This is a genomic window from Auritidibacter sp. NML120636, from assembly GCF_003185945.1.
Classification (GTDB): domain Bacteria; phylum Actinomycetota; class Actinomycetes; order Actinomycetales; family Micrococcaceae; genus Auritidibacter; species Auritidibacter ignavus.
This window is the reverse complement of record NZ_QHLO01000008.1, coordinates 1-19,376: the sequence shown is the minus strand read 5'-3', so window position 1 is coordinate 19,376 and position 19,376 is coordinate 1. Positions and strand designations below refer to the sequence as shown.

The following is a 19,376-nucleotide window of genomic DNA, read 5'->3' as shown; positions in this document are numbered from 1 at the left end:
CTGCCGTAGCACTGATGAGATTACCCTGACAACTCCTCTCAGGCCTCAAGTAGTTGTACTTGCTCGGTTGCTTCTCGTACTCGCGCACCGTCTGCGATGCATAGGCCATCGAATTACCGGTCGGAGCCGAAGCCGTCTCCGATCGACAACCGCCAAGCCGAATAATGAGTTTCCTGAACGGAAGGAGTCTGGAAATGACTCGCAAGATCACACGGAGTCTGATGCTGATTGGTCTGCCACTTGCACTCGCAATGAGCGGATGCGCGGTCCTCGAAGACACAGTCGATGGCGTCATGGGACGCGGTCCCGGTTCCCCCGAGCCGACTCCACTCTCGCCGAGCCTCTCTGTGACCGTGGAGGTAGAAAGTGACTCGCCTGTCAGCGGCGAGCTTTCGATCAGCATCGACGGAGCAACTGATTCCCAAAGCGTCGAAGAAGGCTCTGTTGACCTGCCGTACTCAGCAGTATTTGATGTGCCTAGCGATGCGCCGTTCCCGTACCGCGGTAGTCGGGTAGAGGTGTCCGCGGCTCAGGATGCCAGTTGGATCGAGTGCCGGATCCTCATGGACGAGAAGGTTGTTGCGTCGCATCGCGCCGAAGGTAGCAACGCTCGCGCCGTCTGCGAGCGAAACCTCAGATTGGGGCCATCATGATCGACCTGACAACAGCAGCACAACTCATCGTCCTGGCCTTGGTCGACTCAACGAGCTTCGGTACGCTGCTGATCCCCATTTGGTTGCTTACCGCACCCAGGCGCCTTCGAGTTTCTCGTGTGATGGCATATCTGCTGACCGTCGCCATCGCGTACTTCGGAATCGGGCTGGTTCTAACGCTGTTTGCGGGGGCCGCAGTCACTCGGTTCGAAGGCGTACTGGACTCTTCACCGTTTCTCATTGGACAGCTCGTACTTGGAATATTGCTCATGCTGGTTAGTTGGGCTATGGACACCAAGAAGGCCCGGGCGCGCGCGGCCGTCCGCGCCGAAACTGGCAACGGGAAACTCCTGTCATGGCGCACGCGAATCATGAGCGGCGAAGGGAATACTTCCCTTCCATTGATCGCACTGGCCGCAAGCGCGGTTCTCTTGGAATTGGCGACGATGCTGCCCTACTTGGCAGCTATCGGCATCATTTCGACACAGCCGTCGCACTGGCCGACACCGGCGTTCCTTCTGTTGGGGTACTGCCTCGTTATGATTCTGCTGGCCATGGTTCTTCTCGTTGCGCGACTGGTTGGCCACAGGCGGCTCGTTCCTGTGCTCCAGAGGTGGGACTCTTGGCTGACGAGAAACGCCCAGTCCACGACGGCCTGGATAATCGGAATCGTCGGTTTCCTCTTGGCGGCCAATGCTATTGCCGCCTTGGGTTGGGTGGACATTGGGGCCTGACCGGAGCAAGCGAGTGGGGGCTCGAGAGTCGAGGATCCCGAAGTACAGGAGCATTGTGTTCTCGCTTGAGGAAGACATTCTGCAGGGTGTCCTCGGGGACTGTGACGCTTGCCCTTCGGCTCGGCAGTTGGCCGAGTCATTTGAGGTGAACCCGAGCACCGCGGCGAAAGCCTTGGAGGTGCTTTACCGGCGCGGGGTCTTGTTCAGGCGACCCGGCGCAATTCATGGCGTGAGTATCGGAGCGCAGCAGCGCATCCGGGCTCGTCGTATCGCCGATTTCGGCACCCCGAGCATGAATCGTAACGGCGAGCACAGCTCTCCGCGTTCGGGGACCGTCTCCGGCAACTTCACGAGGTTCCACCGTGATCTCGCCTACACTCCAGGCGTGCGGTCCAGGCGCCTCATTGATTTGACTCGACAAGACAATCCAGTCGAGTATGAAAACGCGATCTTTGGGAGCATGCAGAACTTGATGAACATACGCGAGGCCAGCTTGCCGCTGCGCCTCCAGGAGCTCTGCGAACCTGACGGCGTCTCCGACTGACGGAATCGTGAAGCCAATCTGGAAAGATTGTCCGAGAAGAGTACCTTGGTGCGCAAGCCAGAAGCGGGAAGGGTCTAACTTGTGAGCATCCAGAGTTCCGACATCTAGCGCATCTGGCACCCGCTGAATGGGCAGTGATGGCGCCGGCAGCTGATCATCATTGATCATTGCACCGTTCCTCTCAAGACTGGCCTAGCGAAAAGGCATCTCTTCCTCGTCGGCGGAATGACTTCAGCGCCGCAAATGGATGCGGCGAGCGAGTAGGAGTCACTTGACGTGCGCTTTGCGCGGTGCAAGGGCGATGAGCACGTATGGAGCGAGCCTGTCAGCGCGGACCGGCAGGCTTGCCCAGGAGTCAGCCATCTTCGATAGAGTTTGCGCCCCCACGAAAAGAGAATTGACAAACTCAGCAGCTTCGTCGACGTCAATATCGTCTGTGATTGATCCGTCTTCAATACCATCCTGAATAAGGGTTTTGGTAATGCGGATCCACTCGAAGAACGGCTCGCTTGCCACGTTGACGACGCCAGGGTCCAGTTGGCCGGCGAGGCTGATCCCTCCCTGGACCACAGAGTCAGCGGAAATGAGGACGGCGAGCCGCTGAATGAGGAGAAGAACCTTGTCGATACCAGCGTCTGGGCCTCCAAGGACATCGGTGAGCACCGCAGTCATTCGATCCTGTTGAGCACGGATGACAGCGGCGGCGATGTCGGCCTTATTCCCGAAATGAAAGTAGATGGTGCCCTCGCTCATGCCCGATTCAGCGGCGATGTCTTTCAGACGAGCTTCAGCGTAGTTGAGCTTCGTGAACACCCGGGCCGCCCCCTCAAGAAGAGCCTCTCGAGTTTCGATGGCGCGCTGTTGCTTCGGCTGGTCCCGACCTGCTCGGCTCATGACCGGCCTCCTCTCTAGCGGTTCGAAGCAAGTCTAGCAGAGTCACAAGTTGGGCACCCGTTTTGGTTTGCTACTGCCTCCGAGCAACTGGAGCACGCACCTCGCGTCTAGGCTCGGCAGGTAGGTGGGAGTTTGACCTGGGCGTGCCCGACGATCTTGTGTAGTGGCGGGCTGGGGGCCTTCGGGGAGTGGGATGGGGAATCACTCCGTTAAGTAGTTCGGGGCAGGACCGTGGCGAGTGGGACCGTTCGGTATGCCTCCCGACAGTCACGTCCGGACCTCCGAGGCACCGGCGACGAACGAGGCGTTCGTAGCCGGGAGATGACTCCCGCTGACGCTCGCCATGCTGTGAGCGGCTACACTCGCGGCATGGCGAAGAAGATCGTGCACCAGCTCGTTGACGATATCGATGGCACCTCGCTTCCGCAGGGTGAGGGGGAAACCATCGTCTTTGGTCTGGATGGTCATGTGTTTGAGATCGACCTCTCCGAGAAGAATGCGACTGCGTTCCGCGAAGCGCTGGGGCCGTTCGTGCCTGCGGCACGGAAAGCATCCGCGCAGACGCGGAAGCCGGCGCGACGCAACACTTCGCGTGATCTCGGCGCGGTGCGGGCGTGGGCGCGATCTCAGGGGCATCAGGTTTCGGACAAGGGGCGGGTGCCCTACGAGATCCTCGACGCCTACGACCAGGTCCACTGATGTCTGCTTCGCGAGCGGTCCCGCGACGAGCATGCATCGCACCATCGACGTATGGGAGGAGCGCTACTCCGCCTCGGTCATCAAGCAGAGCATCGCGCCCCTCGTGCGGATCCTCGACGAAGCGGTGCGTGACGAACTCATCGCCGCCACCCCTGCCCGCAATCGGTCACGGCGAAGCCTCGGCAAGAAGGCCGCGGACGTTCTCGAAGGAGAGGTCTCACCGCGCTCCTACGCGCTCAGGGATCTGAAGACGCTCGAGGCGCTCGCTGACGCCTGCGCCGAGGTGCACCAGTGCTATTCCGACTTCGTCATGCTCGCCCCGCTGCTTGCTGCCCGAGGCAGCGAGGTCGCGGGCCTGGGGGTCGGGGATGTCGAGTGGGACACGAGCATCGTCACAATTCGGCGGCAGACCTACCCCGGCAAGGGCGGGCTGGTGACCAAGCAGACCAATGGCCGCGACGTTCGCCCCGTCCCGATCCTCGCACCGCTCAAGCCCGTGCTCGAACGCCTCACGGAGGACCGCGACCCCGACGAGCGATTCCTGGTCGGGCCGCGTGGCGGCGTCCTCACCACTGCGACGGTGCGCGACGCGACTCACTGGGACGACCTCGTCACCCGGCTCGGGCAGCCCGGTCTGGCACGACACGGCCTGCGTCATACGGGAGCGACATGGATGGCCGATGCCGGCATCCCCCTGCACGTGTTTCAGGAGATCCTCGGGCATAAGTCGATCGAGACGACTCGCCGGTATCTCCATCCGGACCACCGCAAGCTCCTGGAGGCAGCCGACCTGGCAGCGGCGTTCTTCGACGCGCAGGCAGCCGAACAAGACACGCCCACACGCCACGAGCCCAAGCCCGGGCGACCCGCCCCCGGTCGGTGACGCGGTCGAATCGCTACCATCACGAGCCGTCTGGTCCCGGTTTGGTCCCGGCTCGTCATATCGGCCCCGCACACCGCTGGCACCGTTCACGGTGACCGTGGACGTCCGGGAGCAGTGAGGGACGCCCGCTCGTCCACAAAAACCGACGAAGCCCAGGTGAAAACATGGTTCTCACCTGGGCTTTCTCGTCGGGCTGACAGGATTTGAACCTACGACCCCATGACCCCCAGTCATGTGCGCTACCAAGCTACGCCACAGCCCGTTATTGAATTTTCGCTATGTCGAAACCGCAAACGCCCTTAACCCCAGTCATAGTGTGGCGCATGTGTTCAGATGAGCAGGTCAGCAGAACTGCCTGTCCGAGTGCGATTAGGCTAGAACTATGTCCAAAACTCCCTGGTGGTCCCATGCTGTCATTTACCAGATCTATCCCCGCTCCTTTGCCGATTCCACGGGGTCGGGGATGGGTGATCTGCCGGGGGTGATCGCCAAGCTCCCGTATCTGGCCGAGCTCGGGGTGGATGCCATCTGGCTCTCGCCCTTTTACGTCTCCCCGCAACAGGACGCCGGCTATGATGTGGCCGATTACCGGGACGTGGACCCGCTGTTTGGCACTCTAGCCGATGCCGACCGGCTGATTACCGCCACCCACGAGCACGGGCTGAAAATCATCGTGGATTTGGTGCCGAACCATACCTCGGATCAGCACCCCTGGTTCCAGCAGGCCTTAGGCGACCCGGCCGCCCGGGATCGGTATATTTTCCGCGACCAGCCCAATAACTGGTTGTCGCATTTCGGAGGAAAGGCCTGGACCCAGATTACCGAACCGGATGGCACCCCGGGCCCGTACTATCTGCACCTGTTTGACACCTCGCAACCGGATTTGAACTGGGAGCACCCCGAGGTGCGCGAAGAGTTCGAGAATATTCTGCGGTTCTGGTTGGACCGCGGGGTCGATGGGTTCCGAGTTGATGTGGCCCACGGGCTGGTCAAACAGGCTGGACTACCCGATCATCCGCACCGGCCGGGAATGATCACCGATGCCGAACTGGATCACAATATCACTGATTCGGACAGCTTCACCCCGGTGCACCCCTTCTACGATCAGGAGGGCGTGCACGAGATTTACCGTAGCTGGCACCGGGTGCTGGAGGAATACCAGGATCGGATGATGGTTGCCGAGGCCTGGATCTCGCCGCTGTTCCGGCTGTTCCGCTACGTGCGCCCCGACGAGATGCAGCAGGCCTTTAACTTCACCTTCCTCACCGCCGGCTACGATGCCCAGGCGCTCCACGAGGCTATTGACATCTCGTTCGCCGAGGCGCACGCGGTGGGGGCGCCGGTGACCTGGGTGCTGTCGAATCACGATACGGTCCGGCACGCCTCCCGCTTCGGACTGCCGGATCCCACCAGCTATCCGGACAGCATCACCGCCGAAGACATCCAGCCGGATGAAGCCCTGGGACGCCGACGCGCGTTGGCGGCGGCGATGATCGAGCTGGCACTGCCGGGCTCGGCCTATATCTATCAGGGCGATGAGCTGGGCCTGCCCGAACACACCACCCTGCCGAACGAGGCACGTCAAGATCCGACCTACCGGCGCACCCGGGGTGCCGAGTACGGTCGCGACGGGGCCCGGGTGCCCATGCCGTGGCGGGCCGGTCAGCCCGACGGGTGGCTTCCGGCCCCGGAGTCCTATCACCGCTTGGCCGTGGATCAACAAGACGGGGTGCCCGGATCATTTTTGGAAACCTACCGGCAGTTGTTGCGCCTGCGGGCTGAATACCGGTTGGGTTCCGGTCAGTTCGCCTGGTCCGCCCACCACGATCCGCACCGCGGGGTGCTGGCCTTTACCGTCACCACTGAAGACCATACGGGGACTCAGCGCGTCGAGGTTATTGCCAATCTGTCGGATCGGCCGGTGACGGTCGCCCCCGGGGAACTACTGATCGGCCCCGGTTACGCCGAGAGCATGGTGGAGCCCGATTCCACCGCGTGGCTCATACGGTAGTGTTAGGTTAACCTCAGTCAAGGAGTGAATGCCACGATGTCCGATCACCACGACCTGGTCGATACACAGGAAATGTATCTGAAGGCCATTACCGAATTGCACGAGGCCCGCCTGCCGGCCCTGCGCGCCCGGTTAGCCGAACGCTTCGAGCAGTCCTCCCCGACCGTCTCGGAGACGGTAAATCGGATGTCGAAGGCCGGGTTGCTGGTGTTGGGCAACGACCGGGTGTTGCACTTTACCGCAGAAGGCGAACAGCAGGCCTTATCGGTGATGCGCAAACACCGAGTGATCGAGCAGTTTTTGCATCAGGTGGTCAAGCTCGACTGGTCGAAAATTCACGCCGAAGCGTGCCGATGGGAGCACGTGGCCAGTGATGAGGCCGTGGAGTTGATGGACGGGCTCTTGGAGCACCCGGAGGTGGATCCTTTCGGCAATAAAGTCCCGCAACTCAATGGTTCCCAGGTGCATTCGGTGGACCAGCCCGCCGATGACAGCATTGTGGACCGGGACCACGGCATCCTGTCGCGGATCGGGGAAATCGCCCAGATTGATCAGGAGTTCTTGGCCGATTGCCTGGCCCAGGGCATCACGCTGGGTACCGACGTCACTGTGGAACAGGTTCCGGACGGGTATGTCTTGATCCACGGCGAGGCTGAGGTGTTTGTGCCCGAGGGCTATGCCCGAGGGGTGTTCCTCAGCTAAGCTTCCCGGGGTTCCGCCCCCATCGCCTGGGCGGCCCAGTACCCGGACATACCGTGCACCCCGGCCCCGGGCGGGGTGGCTGCCGAGCCCATAAAGAGCCGGTCGGTGAGCCGGTAGGGTTCGCGGGTGAGACCGGGACGTAGCACCGCCTAACTGCGGGTCATCGCCCCACCGGCAATATCGCCACCGATGAGGTTCGGGTTCCAGTCCTGCAGATCTTGTGGGGAGACCAGGTGGCGGTCCAGGATTCGGTCGCGGAAGTCCGGGGCGAACCGGGAAATTTGGGCCTCGATCCGCTCGGCTACCAGTCCGCGACGGGGCTCGTGATAATTGGCCGGCACGTGCGCGTAGGTCCACAGGATCGTGCGCGAATCGGTGGTCCGGCTGGGGTCAGCGACTTGTTGCTGACACACCATCACAAAGGGCCGTTCGGGCATGCGTCCGGCGGTGATCTGGGCTTCGGCCAACCGGATCTCAGCGGCTTGACCGCCCACGTGAACGGTCACGGCCTGACCGACGCGGTCATCGCTCCAGGGCACCGGCCCGTCGAGCAGATAGTCGACCTTATACACGCCGGGTCCGTAGCGCCAGCGAGACAGCCGGCCCAGGGTGGTATCGCTCAACCCGGCGGCGGTCTCGCGTCCGGCGAGGGTCATCACCTGGGCCGGGGTCATATTCAGCAGGATTTTCTCGGCATCCAACTCGTGTAGCGAGGTGATCTCCGTATCGGTGTGAATCCGTCCGCCGTGGCTGGTAATCACCGATCCCAGGGCGTCGGAAATGGCCTGGGAGCCCCCCTCGGCCACCGGCCAGCCACGGGTCATGCCCAGAGCGCCGAAGATCGCGCCATAGGCGGAGGTAAACGGGTGACCCAGCGGGGTGATGGCGTGGGCGGCCGAGCCGATAAATAGCGCCCGGGCGGGCTGGTCGCGGAAGGCGGTGCGAGTGAACCACGTCGAGGGTGGGGATCCGAACAGCCCGAATTGGGCCATGCGTACCGGGTGGGCAGGGAACCGCAGCAACGGACCCATGACGTTTTCCAGGTCCTTGTCAATATTGTCGACCAGGGACCGGTGAATCATCCGCCAGGCGGTGCCGTCGCCACCGAGTTCGGCGGCGGTGTCTTCTAGGCTGTGATGTAAGACCACGGCCGAGCCGTCGTCCAACGGGTGGGCCATGGGGTAGCGGCCGTGTCGCCAGCGTAGCCCATGATCGGTCAGTCGCAGTCGGGCGAAGACCGGGCTGGCCACCCCGAAGGGGTGGGCGGCAGCCCCCAGGTCGACCACGGTGCCGGGCCCGAAGATCTCCGCTGAGGAGCTGGCTCCGCCGATGCGGGCATTGCGTTCGTAGACGTCGACCTGCCAGCCGGCCTTCGCTAGCAGGGCGGCGGCGGTGAGCCCGTTGGGGCCGGCGCCGACGATGGCTGCCGTACGGGATGGTGAGCTGGTGGGCACTATCCGAAGTACTCGCTGATCAGGTTCGCACGGGTCCGGTTGATCTCACTGAACATCAGTGGCTCAAGCCCGTTGATGTGCAGGCTGGTGGAGGCGGTCACCGCCCCGATCTGCGCCAGTGGCACGTGGTGCGCTTCGGCCAGTTGCTCCAGGGCGGTCACCTGCACCGGAGGCACCGAGACGATGGCCCGACCCTGAGATTCGGAGAACAACAGGGTCGGCAGGTCAATCCCATCGCGGTCGGCCACGTGGTTCAGCTCGCACTCCGCGCCGACCTGGAACCGCAGGCAGGCTTCGGCCAGCCCGGCAGCTAGTCCCCCACCGGAGAGATCGTGGGCCGCGGAGATCAGCTGGCGTTGTGCGGCGGTCTGCAACAGTTGCGCCAGTGCCTTTTCGGCAGCCAGGTCGACCTGGGGCGGTACGCCGCCGAGGTGCCCGTGCATCCGCGCCAGTTCGGAGCCGTCGAGCTCATCGGCGGTGGTGCCCAGCAGGTAGATCACGTGACCGGCGTGGGCGGACTGCCAGCCAGAAGGTACCCGGTTCTCCACGTTCTGGTGTACGCCCAGCACGGCGACCACCGGGGTGGGGTGGATGGCCTGGGCGCCGGTGGAGTTGTATAGCGAGACGTTGCCACCGGTAACCGGGATGCCCAGTTCCAGGCACCCATCGGCCAACCCGCGCACGGCTTCGGCGAATTGCCACATCACCGCTGGATCTTCCGGGGAGCCGAAGTTCAGGCAGTCGGAGACCGCCACCGGGCGGGCCCCGGAGGTGGCCACATTGCGATAGGCCTCGGCCAGGCTGGCCTGAGCGCCGGTGTAGGGATCCAGGGTGGTGAACCGCGAGTTGCAGTCGGTGGCCACGGCAATGCCGAGCCCGGTGGTTTCGTCCACGCGGATCACCCCGGCGTCATCCGGTTCGGCCATGGCGGTGTTGCCCTGCACGTAGGAGTCGTACTGGGCGGTGATCCAGGAGGTATCGGCCAGATTCGGGGTGGAGAGCAAGTCCAAGATGGTCTGGCGCAGATCGGCCTCGGGGGCCTGGAAATCGAGGGCCTGGAAGTGGTCGGTGGCCAACGCGTCCTGACTGTCCGGACGGTGGTAGGGGCGGTGGTATTCGGGCCCGTCATGAGCCACGGTGCGCGGGTCCACGTCGACGATCACCTCGCCGTCCCACTCAATGATCAGCCGGTTGGTGTCGGTCACCTCGCCCAACACCGAGTACTCGACCTCCCACTTATCCATCACGGCTTCAAAGTCGGCCAGTTTCTCGGGGGTGACGACGGCCATCATCCGTTCCTGGGATTCTGACATCAGAATCTCGCTGGGGGTCAGGCTCGGGTCACGCAACAGCACCTGGGTGAGGTCCACGTGCATCCCGCCCTCACCGTTGGAGGCCAACTCCGAGGTGGCACATGAAATGCCGGCAGCACCCAGGTCTTGGATACCTTCCACCAGTCCGGAGTGGAATAGCTCCAGGCAGGCCTCGATCAGGACCTTTTCGGCGAACGGGTCACCGACTTGCACCGCCGGGCGTTTGGAGGGTTTGGTGTCGTCGAAGGATTCTGAGGCCAGCACGCTGGCGCCACCGATGCCGTCACCGCCGGTGCGGGCACCGAAGAGTACGACCTGATTGCCCGCCCCCGAGGCGTTGGCGGTGCGCAGATCCTCGTGGCGCAGTACGCCGACCGCCAGCGCGTTGACCAACGGGTTACCGCGATAGCACTCGTCAAATTCGGTTTCTCCGCCGATATTGGGTAGCCCCAGCGAGTTACCGTATCCGCCGATTCCGGCCACTACGCCGGGGAGTACCCGTTGGGTGTCGGGGTAGTCGATCGGACCGAAACGTAGCGCGTCCATGACCGCCACCGGGCGGGCACCCATCGAGATAATGTCGCGCACGATCCCACCCACGCCGGTGGCTGCACCCTGGTAGGGCTCGACGAAGGACGGGGAGTTATGGGACTCGATCTTGAAGGTCACCGCCCAGCCGTCACCGATGTCGGTGACCCCGGCGTTCTCACCGATGCCCACCATCAGGTCCTGACGCATCTCGTCGGTGACCTTCTCACCGAATTGGCGCAGGTGGACCTTGGAGGACTTATAGGAGCAGTGCTCGGACCACATCACCGAGTACATCGCCAGCTCGGCGTGGGTGGGCCGGCGCCCCAAGACCTTTTTGATCTCGGCGAACTCGTTGTCCTTCAATCCCAGTTCGGCCCAGGGAAGTTCTTCATCGGGGGTGGCAGTCGCGTGGTCGACGGTGTCGAGGTTGAACATCGTAATCCTTAGGCTCTCGCAAGTGAGGTCAGCACGGACTGGAACACGCCCAGCCCATCGGTTCCCTGGCGCATGGTGGCAGGTGTGGCGGTTCCGGAGGCCAGTGAGGGGCCGAAACCGGCTTCCACCGCGTGTTCGGGGTGGGGCATCAGCCCCACCACAGTGCCTGCCTCATTGGTGATACCGGCAATGTCATTGCGGGAGCCGTTCGGGTTGTGGCCACGGTAGCGGAAGACCACCCGGTTGGACTCCTCCAGCATCGCCAGCGTCTGCTCATCGGCAACGTATTGGCCGTCCTGGTTCTTCAAGGGCACCACAATCTCCTCGCCCTGACGAAACGAGGACGTCCAGGCGGTGGTAGCGTTGTCAATGCGCAAACGTTGATCGGTGCGGATGAACTTCAGGTGATCGTTTTTGATCATCGAGCCCGGCAATAATCCGGCCTCGGTGAGGATCTGAAACCCGTTGCAAATGCCCAGCACCGGCAGGCCGGTCTCAGCTGCGGCCACCACCTGGGTCATCATCGGGGCTTTGGCGGCCATCGCCCCGGCGCGCAGATAGTCGCCGTAGGAGAATCCGCCGGGGATCACCACCGCGTCGCTACCGGCCAGGTCGGTGTCCTTGTACCACAGCTGCACCGGCTCGGCGCCGGCCAACCGCACCGCTCGGGTAGCATCGCGGTCATCGAGTGTTCCAGGAAAGGTGATAATGCCAATACGTGGGCTCATGCCTGCTCCACCGCATCGTCGTCAGCCACAGACACATTCACCACGTCTTCGATCACCGGGTTGGAGAGCAGTTCTTCACCGGCCCGACGTGCTGCCTGCAGGTGGGCCTCGGTGACCTCACCGTCGACGAACAGTTCGAAACGCTTGCCCTGACGGACTGCGGAGAAATCGGAGATCCCGATTCCGGGGAGCTGGTGGGCAATGGCTTTACCCTGCGGATCAAGAATTTCGGGTTTGAGCATCACGTCAACGACGATACGAGGCATCTGCAGTCTCCACCTTCTGACGAAATCGTGTACGTCAAAATCTTAGGCGCTTCAGCCACGCTTTGCCTATTCCGGGGGTTTTCATTGCGGGGTTAACACACCGCACCCGCCAGCACACCTCAAAGAAGCGCTGACGGGTGCGATGAGTATATGGAGTTTTTACTCGTACTTCTCGCCGGCCTTGGCCTTCGCGATCAGCCCTTCGGAGGGCAGGAAGTGGTCACCGTACTTCTCGGCGAGCTCCCGAGCGCGAGCCACGAAGCCCTGCAGGCCGCCGGCGTACTGGTTGACGTACTGCAACACGCCACCGGTCCAGGCCGGGAACCCAATACCGAGGATCGAGCCGATATTAGCATCGGGTACCGAGGTCAGCACGCCTTCTTCCAGGCAGGCAATGGTGTCCAGTGCCTCAGCGAAGAGCATGCGTTCCTGCAGGTCGATCAGCTCCGGCACCGAGGTCCCGGACTTGAAGTGCTCCCGTAGCCCCGGCCACAACAGCTGACGCTTGCCGTTCTCGTCGTAGTCGTAGAACCCGCGACCGGACTTGCGGGAAGGACGATCGGCTTCTTCCACCATCCAGCGCAGTACGTCCTGGGAAGGGTGGTGTGGGGTCTCGATGCCGGCAGCACGGTCTGCTTCTTCGGCCTCAGAACGGATCTTCAGCGGCAGGGTCAGCGTCAGGTCGTCCAGCAGCGACAGCGGGCCGGAGGGGTAACCGGCCTGCATCGCGGCGTGCTCGACGGTGGCCGGCTCCACACCTTCACCCACAGCCGCCAGGGCTTCGCGCATGTATTTATCGATCACCCGGGAAGTGAAGAAACCGCGCGAGTCGGTGACCACGATCGGGGTCTTGCGGATCGCGGCCACGTAGTCGAAGGCGCGTGCCAGTGCCTCATCGGAGGTCTTCTCGCCGCAAATGATCTCCACCAGTGGCATCTTGTCGACCGGGGAGAAGAAGTGAATGCCGATGAAGTCTTCCTGACGGTCCACGCCAGCAGCCAGCGAAGTGATCGGCAAGCTGGAGGTGTTGGAGCCCAGCAGTGCGTCCGGGGTGACAATGTCCTGGATCTCCTGGAACACCTGGTGTTTGAGCTCCACGGATTCGAAGACCGCCTCGATGACGAAGTCCACGCCCTCAAAATCGGAGGCCTCCCCGGTCGGGGTGATGCGGTCCAGCAGAGCCTGGGACTTTTCTTCGGTGGTCTTGCCCCGCTGTAGAGCCTTGGCCTCAAGCTTGCGGGCGTAGTCCTTACCCTTTTCAGCCGCCTCCAGCGAAACGTCCTTGAGCACCACGTCCAGTCCAGCCTTGGCGGACACGTAGGCGATGCCTGCGCCCATCAAACCGGCTCCGAGTACGCCGAGCTTTTTGATCTCCCGCGGGGCAATGCCGTCGGGACGGGAGCCACCGGACTTGATGTGCTGCATGTCGAAGAAGAAGGCCTGGATCATGTTCTTGGCCACCTGAGAGTGGGTCAGGTGAATGAAGTACCGGGTCTCAATCGCCAGTGCGGTGTCGATATCCACCGAGGCGCCCTCTACCGCAGCAGCCATGGCAGCACGCGGTGCCGGGAAGTTCGCGCCCTTCAGCTGGCGACGCAAGAGTGCCGGTAGGGCCGGCAGCTGGCTGGCGACCTTGGGGCTCTTCGGGTCCCCGCCGGGGATTTTGAAGCCCTCTTGGTCCCACGGCTGGACCGGTTCGGGGTTGTTCTTGATCCAGGCCACCGCAGCCTCGCGGAGCTGCTCGGCGGGCACCAGCTCATCGATGAGCCCCAGCGCGTGGGCGTCCTCGGCCTTGAACTGGGTACCGGGAATCACCACTTTCTGCAGGGCGTCCTGGATACCGAGCATGCGCACCAGGCGAGTCACACCGCCACCGCCGGGAAGCAGTCCCAGGGTCACTTCGGGCACACCGTAGCGTGCCTTGGGATTATCGGAGGCGGCCAGTCGGTAGTGCGAGGCCAGGGCGATTTCGAGGCCACCGCCCAGGGCGGCACCGTGCATGGCGGCCACCACGGGTTTACCCAGTTGCTCCAGACGACGCAGTAGCGACTTGATGTGGCTGAGTTCTGCCACCTGGGCGTCGGTGTTCTCGGGGGTCATCTCGCGCAGTTGCTCGAGGTTACCTCCGGCGAACCAGGTCTTTTTCGCCGAGGTGATCACCACGCCGGTGATCTCTTCGGCTTCCAGCCGGTCCACGGTGGCTGAGAAGGCCTGCACGAAGTGGTCGTTCATGGTGTTGACCGAGGCATTGGGGTCGTCCATGGTGATGGTCACGATGCCATCGGCGTCTTGGTCCCACTGGTATCCGGTGTAGTTCTCTGTCGTCATGACTGTTCCCCTTAGACTCGCTCGATAATGGTCGCAATACCCATGCCGCCACCGATGCACAGGGTGGCCAGACCGCGCTGCTGGTCGGTGCGCTCGAGCTCATCGAGCAACGTACCCAAAATCATCGCGCCGGTCGCACCCAATGGATGGCCCATGGCGATGGCACCACCGTTGACGTTGACCTTTTCATCCGGAACGCCCAGCTCCTTCTGCCACTTCATCACCACAGCGGCGAAGGCCTCATTGAGTTCGAACAGGTCAATATCGTCCACGCTCAGACCCGCCTTGGCCAGTGCTTTCTCAGTGGCCGGGGTCGGGCCGGTGAGCATGATGGTCGGTTCCGACCCGGTGACCGCCGTCTGAATAATCTTGGCGCGCGGGGTCAGGCCCAGCTTCTCACCGATCTCGGCAGAACCGAGCAACACCAGGGCGGAGCCGTCAACGATGCCGGAAGAGTTACCGGGACCGTGGACGTGGTTGATCCGCTCCAACCAGTGGTATTTCTGCAAGGCAACGTCATCGAAACCAGCCTGGGCACCGATCTTGGCGAAACTGGCGGGCAGTTCGCCCAGGGATTCCACGGTGGAGCCGGGACGGCGGTGTTCATCGTGGTCGAGCAGCACATGACCGTTGATGTCTTTCACCGGCACGATCGAGCGGTCGAAGCGACCTTCTTGCCACGCGGTCTCAGCCCGCTGCTGGGAACGAGCGGCGTAGGTGTCGACGTCTTCGCGGCTGAAACCTTCCACCGTGGCAATCAAGTCTGCGGAGATACCCTGGGGCACGAAGTAGGAGTCATAGGCGGTGGCGGGGTCCTGAGAGTACGGGCCACCGTCAGCACCCAGTGGCACCCGCGACATGGATTCCACGCCGCCGGCCAGCACGAGATCTTCGAAGCCGGAGCCGATCTTCTGGGCGGCCAGGTTCACAGCTTCGAGGCCGGAGGCGCAGAACCGGTTGACCTGCACACCAGCCGCCGTGTCAGGTAGGGACGAAGCCAGGGCAGCGGCGCGAGCGATATCTCCACCCTGGTCTCCAACCGGGGAGACCACGCCCAGGACAATGTCGTCAATGAGTTGTGGATCTAACGAGGGGTTGCGTTCTTGGATAGCCTCGATCAAGCCCACCACCAGGTCGATGGGTTTCACCGAGTGCAACGACCCGTTCTTATTCTTCCCGCGCGGAGTTCGCACGGCATCATAGATATATGCCTCGGGCATGGACCTTCCTTTTCCTTTTCTGTGAGCTAGGACTCAACCAACAGTATTGAGGATAGCGTCTCATACCTGCAACTCGAGTTACAGGTAGCTGAGCCCGAGACAACGTTTTAGCGGACGTTGTCATGCCGTCCGCTCCCTAGCTGTCGGTGACTACTCCCAAATCTTTAAGGTATTCATAGGCCACGTCACCGTAATCTTCTCCGTCCACGTCCACGCGGGCATTAAGTTCCTGCATCCGGTCATTGTCTAGGTCAGCGACGACCGGCGCAAAGAGGTCTTCAAGCTGGGGATATTGCTCGGCGAGCTCACTGTCAACGACCGGTGCCATGTTGTATTTGGGGAAAAATCCCCGCGGGTCTTCCAGCGCTACCAGGTCCAACGCCTTAATACGACCGTCGGTGAAAAATACCTCACCGAAGGTACAGGTTCCGTTAGCAAGGGCCGCATAGATCGCTCCGGTGTCGATAATCGACACCTGTTCAGAAGGAGGTTCATCCATCCCGTATTCCTCCAGCATCGGGATAAACCCATCATTGCGAGCCTGGAACTCGGCATCCACACAAAATGTTTGTTCTGCCTCGGGGAGCTTCGTCATATCGTCCAGGGATGAGACCCCGTATTCTTCAGCCGTCTCCCTGCGCACAGCCATTGTATACGTGTTGTTCATGTCAGCGGGCTCGTACCACGTTAGCCCGTTGGACTTGTCCGCGTCCCGCACAGCTTCGTATTGTTCCTGGGAATCGGGTATCGGATCAGTGTGCCCCATATATGTGATCCAGGCTGTCCCTGTATATTCCAAGGTGAGGTCAACATCACCTGTCAACTGGGCCTGGCGAACCGAGGTCGAGCCGGGAATATTCGTCAGGTCCTGAACGTCAGCCCCCGCTGACTGCAGTAGCACCACAGCGATCTTGCCCAGAAGGATTTGCTCGGTGAAGTTCTTGGAACCAACGGAAATACTGGCACCGTCAAGGCTAATGTCGGCGACCTCACCGGTCAGCGTCCCCGAGGGAGTGTAACCGCCGGCAGTACCCAAACCACAACCGGACAGGACCAGGCTTCCGATGAGCCCGAGACTACTCACGCCGATAACAGCTCGACGTTTAGCGACCCGAAGCAACATCTTCAACGACATTGACCGTTTCACGCAGTCACCCCCTTCGGAGCCAAGATCGCTTCGCACAGTCTTCCCACCCATTCGATCAGCAGGGCTAGAGTACCAATCAACAGGGCACCCGAAATCAGAATGGGAAACCGGTACAGGCTGATTCCGGTGGTGATGAGTGTCCCGAGGCCACCAGCGTCAATAAAAGTCGCGAAGGCCCCAGCACCCACCAATAGCACGAGTGCTGTGCGCACCCCCACCATGATCACTGGTAGTGCCATCGGTAGCTCGACTCTGAAGAGAACTTGCCACGGAGACATCGAAATCCCCCTGGCAACCTCAATAAGTTCGGGGTCAACGGAGCGCAAGGCTGCAATCGTATTGGCCAGCACGGGCAAGAAAGCGTAGATCCACAGCGATACAACAGCAGTTGTCGCCCCGAATCCCCACCACATAGCCAGTAGCACGATCACACCGATCACCGGTGCTGCCTGTCCCATATTGGCAATGAAGGTCACCGGAGTTGCCAGCCGGCGTAAGCTACCGCGCGTGAGGAGAATTCCGACGGGAATCGCGGTGAGTACTACAACAATGGTGCAGACCAAGACCAGTACAACGTGCTCGCCCGCCATGACCGCCACGTTGGAGAGGTCCAAGGTACGGGCTTCAATATCGTCCAAAGTTGCGGCCGCTTGCCAGACCAGCCAGCCCCCCAGCAAGATGATCACGAGCACCGGGATACCCGCCAGCAAGATTTTGTCTTCGCGAGAAAGCCTTCGCCACATGATCAGTTCACTCCCCGCACATCGTCAGTCAGATTGTCGGATGAACCGGGCTGTTGCTCGTCGTGTACCGGCTGCGCAACCTGTTCATTCAGGGCGCGGACATAATCCGTCACCGTCTCATAAAGCAACACACCCTGGTAGGTGCCACGCTTGACCACCATGGCACCACCGTGGGAGGAGGTGAGCATTGCGTCGAGCGCGTCATTGAGAGTTGACCGGTGGTCGATGACGGTCTGCAAATCCGCCTTGGGATCTGGCACCGTAGCCTGTCGTTGGAGCGTGCGCAGGCTGACCCAGTCACGGGGCTCGTCACGCTCATTAAGGATCACAACAGCACTCGCTCCCTCTACTGTGGCCCGTTGCACTACCTCATCCACAGACTCGCCAATCCGGGCTGTGGGTGGATGCGACAACCCAAGTTCGTCAACCCGCCGTAAGCTGAGCTGTTTTAAAGTGGATCCAGCACCGATGAAATCGTCGACAAAATCGCTGGCCGGTGCGGCGAGAACCTTTTCTGGCGTGTCGTACTGCGCGATCGTGGCTCCTGGTTGGAAAATCACCATCCGGTCACCCAGTTTGATCGCTTCATCTATATCGTGAGTCACGCACACGATAGTCTTCTGCAGTTCAGACTGAATCCGCATAAGTTCATCCTGCAACCGCGAGCGCGTCACCGGGTCAACCGCGCCGAACGGCTCATCCATCAGCACGATCGGGGGATCAGCAGCCAGTCCACGCGCCACACCCACACGCTGTTGCTGTCCGCCGGAGAGTTCCCTCGGATAGCGGTCACGGTAAATCTGCGGGTCAAGCCCCACCATGTCCAGAAGCTCATCTACTCGGGCGCGGATCCGCTTCTTATCCCACTTGAGTAGCCCCGGGACGAGGCCAATATTGGCGCCCACAGTCAGGTGCGGCAACATCCCACCGCCCTGAATCACGTAGCCGATATTGCGACGCAACCTCGTGGGATTGTGGTTGGTCACATCGTCCCCGTCAATCAGAATCGTGCCAGCGCTTGGTTCGATCAGTCGATTGATCATCTTCAACGTGGTGGTTTTCCCACATCCCGATGGCCCAACAAACATCACCATCTCACCGGCAGGAATGACGAGGTCCATCTCCTGGACGGCAGGATTTTTCTGCCCGGGGTACCGTTTGGAAACCTTGCGAAGTTCGATCTCAACGCCGCGGTTGGATTCGTGATGACGCTGTGACTCTGTCATGCTTTTTGTCCCTTCGAAGTGGTGAGCCGGGTCAGACCCATGAGTAAGAGGTCAAGAATGAGCGCCACGATCACGATGCCAAAAGTGCCGACCAAGGCGTAGTACACCGCGTTTGCCCCTCCAATTTGACTGAGGCCCGAGAAAATGTATCCACCCAGTCCAGGTCCTAGGGCATAGGCCGCGATGGCGGCTACACCCATGGACATCTGAGCAGAGACTCGCACGCCGGTCATAATGATCGGCCAGGCCAGTGGCAACCGCACTCGAAACAACACCGCCGCAGGCCCCATCCCTTGACCACGGGCGGACTCGACAACCAGCGGATCTATGGCTTGCAAGCCGACAATGGCATTTCGCATGATCGGCAGGATCGCGTAAAAGGTCACCAAGACCACCGACGGTAAAGTACCGATACCCACGATGGGAATCACCAGCCCAAGCAAGGCCAGTGAGGGCACGGTCAACCCGATAGAGCTCAGAGCGTTCGCAACCGAAGCACCCCACGGCCGTGACGACACCAACATTGCGATCACTAAAGCAATAATCGTGGCTAAGATCAGCGCTTGAACCACTAAGCTGGCGTGTTGGTAGGAGCGAAAAAGAATATCTCCCCACCGCGAAGTTAGAAACTCAAGCACATTCAGGACCGCCTTCCAAGGAATCCATGAGACGTCATGCGTCACCCTCAGGTCGTCGCAGGGCGAGTTTAACGGAGTGATATTTTCTTATTCAACCCCCCGACGTACCTTATTCATATTGAGCGCGTAGCTCAGGTCGTGCCTCACGTATCGTGAGCGCGAAGCCATAGTGTGAACGCATGGATAAGGACATTGTCTCGATGAGTGCTCGGATTGAAGTCACCAAG

The 19,376-nt window shown here is 61.5% G+C and carries 19 protein-coding genes, 1 tRNA gene and 1 pseudogene; 7 read left to right on the top strand and 14 right to left on the bottom strand.

The window, feature by feature from the left end:
* Positions 1-194: 194 nt before the first annotated feature.
* From DCC25_RS07910 to DCC25_RS11945, 3 genes and pseudogenes are all read left to right on the top strand, one after another.
* The gene (locus DCC25_RS07910; RefSeq protein ID WP_110101263.1) at positions 195-653 is read left to right on the top strand and encodes a hypothetical protein; all 459 of its coding nucleotides are present in this window, start codon (positions 195-197) and stop codon (positions 651-653) included.
* Positions 650-1,387, top strand: a complete 738-nt coding sequence (locus DCC25_RS07905; protein ID WP_110101262.1) for a GAP family protein — start codon at positions 650-652, stop codon at positions 1,385-1,387. Before DCC25_RS07910 ends, DCC25_RS07905 begins: the two co-directional genes overlap by 4 nt.
* Positions 1,347-1,592 (top strand): annotated as a pseudogene (locus DCC25_RS11945) (GntR family transcriptional regulator); the annotation flags it as partial. The gene DCC25_RS07905 and the pseudogene DCC25_RS11945, both read left to right, overlap by 41 nt.
* Here DCC25_RS11945 and DCC25_RS11940 read toward each other — a convergent pair.
* Complete coding sequence (locus DCC25_RS11940; protein ID WP_110101341.1) at positions 1,524-2,099, bottom strand: AfsA-related hotdog domain-containing protein; 576 nt, start codon at positions 2,097-2,099, stop codon at positions 1,524-1,526. The pseudogene DCC25_RS11945 and the gene DCC25_RS11940 sit on opposite strands and share 69 nt — an antisense overlap.
* 99 nt (positions 2,100-2,198) lie before the next feature.
* Positions 2,199-2,825, bottom strand: coding sequence for a TetR/AcrR family transcriptional regulator (locus DCC25_RS07890; protein WP_110101260.1), 627 nt, complete (start codon positions 2,823-2,825; stop codon positions 2,199-2,201).
* A gap of 369 nt (positions 2,826-3,194) precedes the next feature.
* Here DCC25_RS07890 and DCC25_RS07885 point away from each other — a divergent pair, with 369 nt between their 5' ends.
* Together DCC25_RS07885 and DCC25_RS07880 are read left to right on the top strand one after the other, a co-directional pair.
* On the top strand, positions 3,195-3,524 hold the full coding sequence (locus DCC25_RS07885; protein WP_110101340.1) for an Lsr2 family protein: 330 nt from the start codon (positions 3,195-3,197) through the stop codon (positions 3,522-3,524).
* A gap of 31 nt (positions 3,525-3,555) precedes the next feature.
* Positions 3,556-4,407 (top strand): site-specific integrase, encoded by an 852-nt coding sequence (locus DCC25_RS07880; protein WP_110101259.1) that lies wholly within the window; start codon positions 3,556-3,558, stop codon positions 4,405-4,407.
* A gap of 188 nt (positions 4,408-4,595) precedes the next feature.
* Here DCC25_RS07880 and DCC25_RS07875 read toward each other — a convergent pair.
* Positions 4,596-4,669: transfer RNA gene (locus DCC25_RS07875), tRNA-Pro, on the bottom strand.
* Between the two features lie 120 nt (positions 4,670-4,789).
* Between DCC25_RS07875 and DCC25_RS07870 the strand changes: the two genes are divergently transcribed.
* Positions 4,790-6,418, top strand: a complete 1,629-nt coding sequence (locus DCC25_RS07870) for a glycoside hydrolase family 13 protein (RefSeq protein ID WP_110101258.1) — start codon at positions 4,790-4,792, stop codon at positions 6,416-6,418.
* A gap of 36 nt (positions 6,419-6,454) precedes the next feature.
* Positions 6,455-7,120 (top strand): metal-dependent transcriptional regulator, encoded by a 666-nt coding sequence (locus DCC25_RS07865; protein ID WP_110101257.1) that lies wholly within the window; start codon positions 6,455-6,457, stop codon positions 7,118-7,120.
* On the opposite strand, the gene DCC25_RS11935 is transcribed toward DCC25_RS07865, so the two are convergent.
* The 11 genes from DCC25_RS11935 to DCC25_RS07815 form a co-directional block, all read right to left on the bottom strand.
* Positions 7,117-7,266, bottom strand: coding sequence for a hypothetical protein (locus tag DCC25_RS11935; protein WP_370443919.1), 150 nt, complete (start codon positions 7,264-7,266; stop codon positions 7,117-7,119). The two genes, DCC25_RS07865 and DCC25_RS11935, sit on opposite strands and share 4 nt — an antisense overlap.
* A gap of 3 nt (positions 7,267-7,269) precedes the next feature.
* The gene (locus DCC25_RS07860; RefSeq protein WP_370443918.1) at positions 7,270-8,574 is read right to left on the bottom strand and encodes a phytoene desaturase family protein; all 1,305 of its coding nucleotides are present in this window, start codon (positions 8,572-8,574) and stop codon (positions 7,270-7,272) included.
* Positions 8,574-10,853 carry a phosphoribosylformylglycinamidine synthase subunit PurL gene (purL, locus tag DCC25_RS07855; protein WP_110101256.1) on the bottom strand — a complete coding sequence of 760 codons (2,280 nt, stop codon included), beginning with the start codon at positions 10,851-10,853 and terminating at the stop codon, positions 8,574-8,576. Before purL ends, DCC25_RS07860 begins: the two co-directional genes overlap by 1 nt.
* 8 nt (positions 10,854-10,861) lie before the next feature.
* Positions 10,862-11,581 carry a phosphoribosylformylglycinamidine synthase subunit PurQ gene (purQ, locus tag DCC25_RS07850; protein ID WP_110101255.1) on the bottom strand — a complete coding sequence of 240 codons (720 nt, stop codon included), beginning with the start codon at positions 11,579-11,581 and terminating at the stop codon, positions 10,862-10,864.
* Complete coding sequence (gene purS, locus DCC25_RS07845; protein WP_110101254.1) at positions 11,578-11,847, bottom strand: phosphoribosylformylglycinamidine synthase subunit PurS; 270 nt, start codon at positions 11,845-11,847, stop codon at positions 11,578-11,580. The genes purQ and purS overlap by 4 nt, the downstream gene beginning before the upstream one ends.
* A 159-nt stretch (positions 11,848-12,006) precedes the next feature.
* Positions 12,007-14,175, bottom strand: a complete 2,169-nt coding sequence (locus tag DCC25_RS07840; protein ID WP_110101253.1) for a 3-hydroxyacyl-CoA dehydrogenase NAD-binding domain-containing protein — start codon at positions 14,173-14,175, stop codon at positions 12,007-12,009.
* An 11-nt stretch (positions 14,176-14,186) separates the two neighbouring features.
* Complete coding sequence (locus DCC25_RS07835) at positions 14,187-15,395, bottom strand: acetyl-CoA C-acetyltransferase (RefSeq protein WP_110101252.1); 1,209 nt, start codon at positions 15,393-15,395, stop codon at positions 14,187-14,189.
* A gap of 136 nt (positions 15,396-15,531) precedes the next feature.
* Positions 15,532-16,542 (bottom strand): glycine betaine ABC transporter substrate-binding protein, encoded by a 1,011-nt coding sequence (locus tag DCC25_RS07830; protein WP_233487975.1) that lies wholly within the window; start codon positions 16,540-16,542, stop codon positions 15,532-15,534.
* Positions 16,539-17,285, bottom strand: coding sequence for an ABC transporter permease (locus DCC25_RS07825; protein WP_110101251.1), 747 nt, complete (start codon positions 17,283-17,285; stop codon positions 16,539-16,541). Before DCC25_RS07825 ends, DCC25_RS07830 begins: the two co-directional genes overlap by 4 nt.
* Before the next feature lie 2 nt (positions 17,286-17,287).
* Positions 17,288-18,511, bottom strand: coding sequence for an ATP-binding cassette domain-containing protein (locus DCC25_RS07820; protein ID WP_110101250.1), 1,224 nt, complete (start codon positions 18,509-18,511; stop codon positions 17,288-17,290).
* Positions 18,508-19,149, bottom strand: coding sequence for an ABC transporter permease (locus DCC25_RS07815; protein ID WP_110099074.1), 642 nt, complete (start codon positions 19,147-19,149; stop codon positions 18,508-18,510). The genes DCC25_RS07820 and DCC25_RS07815 overlap by 4 nt, the downstream gene beginning before the upstream one ends.
* Between the last annotated feature and the right edge of the window lie 227 nt (positions 19,150-19,376).

Excerpts from the sequence above, each read along its gene's own strand:
- purS (WP_110101254.1), bottom strand. The coding sequence starts at position 11,847 with ATGCCTCGTATCGTCGTTGACGTGATGCTCAAACCCGAAATTCTTGAT.
- DCC25_RS07910 (WP_110101263.1), top strand. The coding sequence starts at position 195 with ATGACTCGCAAGATCACACGGAGTCTGATGCTGATTGGTCTGCCACTT.
- DCC25_RS07880 (WP_110101259.1), top strand. The coding sequence starts at position 3,556 with ATGCATCGCACCATCGACGTATGGGAGGAGCGCTACTCCGCCTCGGTC.
- purQ (WP_110101255.1), bottom strand. The coding sequence starts at position 11,581 with ATGAGCCCACGTATTGGCATTATCACCTTTCCTGGAACACTCGATGAC.
- DCC25_RS07825 (WP_110101251.1), bottom strand. The coding sequence starts at position 17,285 with ATGTGGCGAAGGCTTTCTCGCGAAGACAAAATCTTGCTGGCGGGTATC.
- purL (WP_110101256.1), bottom strand. The coding sequence starts at position 10,853 with ATGTTCAACCTCGACACCGTCGACCACGCGACTGCCACCCCCGATGAA.
- DCC25_RS07840 (WP_110101253.1), bottom strand. The coding sequence starts at position 14,175 with ATGACGACAGAGAACTACACCGGATACCAGTGGGACCAAGACGCCGAT.
- DCC25_RS11940 (WP_110101341.1), bottom strand. The coding sequence starts at position 2,099 with ATGATCAATGATGATCAGCTGCCGGCGCCATCACTGCCCATTCAGCGG.
- DCC25_RS07885 (WP_110101340.1), top strand. The coding sequence starts at position 3,195 with ATGGCGAAGAAGATCGTGCACCAGCTCGTTGACGATATCGATGGCACC.
- DCC25_RS07890 (WP_110101260.1), bottom strand. The coding sequence starts at position 2,825 with ATGAGCCGAGCAGGTCGGGACCAGCCGAAGCAACAGCGCGCCATCGAA.
- DCC25_RS07835 (WP_110101252.1), bottom strand. The coding sequence starts at position 15,395 with ATGCCCGAGGCATATATCTATGATGCCGTGCGAACTCCGCGCGGGAAG.
- DCC25_RS07820 (WP_110101250.1), bottom strand. The coding sequence starts at position 18,511 with ATGACAGAGTCACAGCGTCATCACGAATCCAACCGCGGCGTTGAGATC.
- DCC25_RS07870 (WP_110101258.1), top strand. The coding sequence starts at position 4,790 with ATGTCCAAAACTCCCTGGTGGTCCCATGCTGTCATTTACCAGATCTAT.
- DCC25_RS07905 (WP_110101262.1), top strand. The coding sequence starts at position 650 with ATGATCGACCTGACAACAGCAGCACAACTCATCGTCCTGGCCTTGGTC.
- DCC25_RS07865 (WP_110101257.1), top strand. The coding sequence starts at position 6,455 with ATGTCCGATCACCACGACCTGGTCGATACACAGGAAATGTATCTGAAG.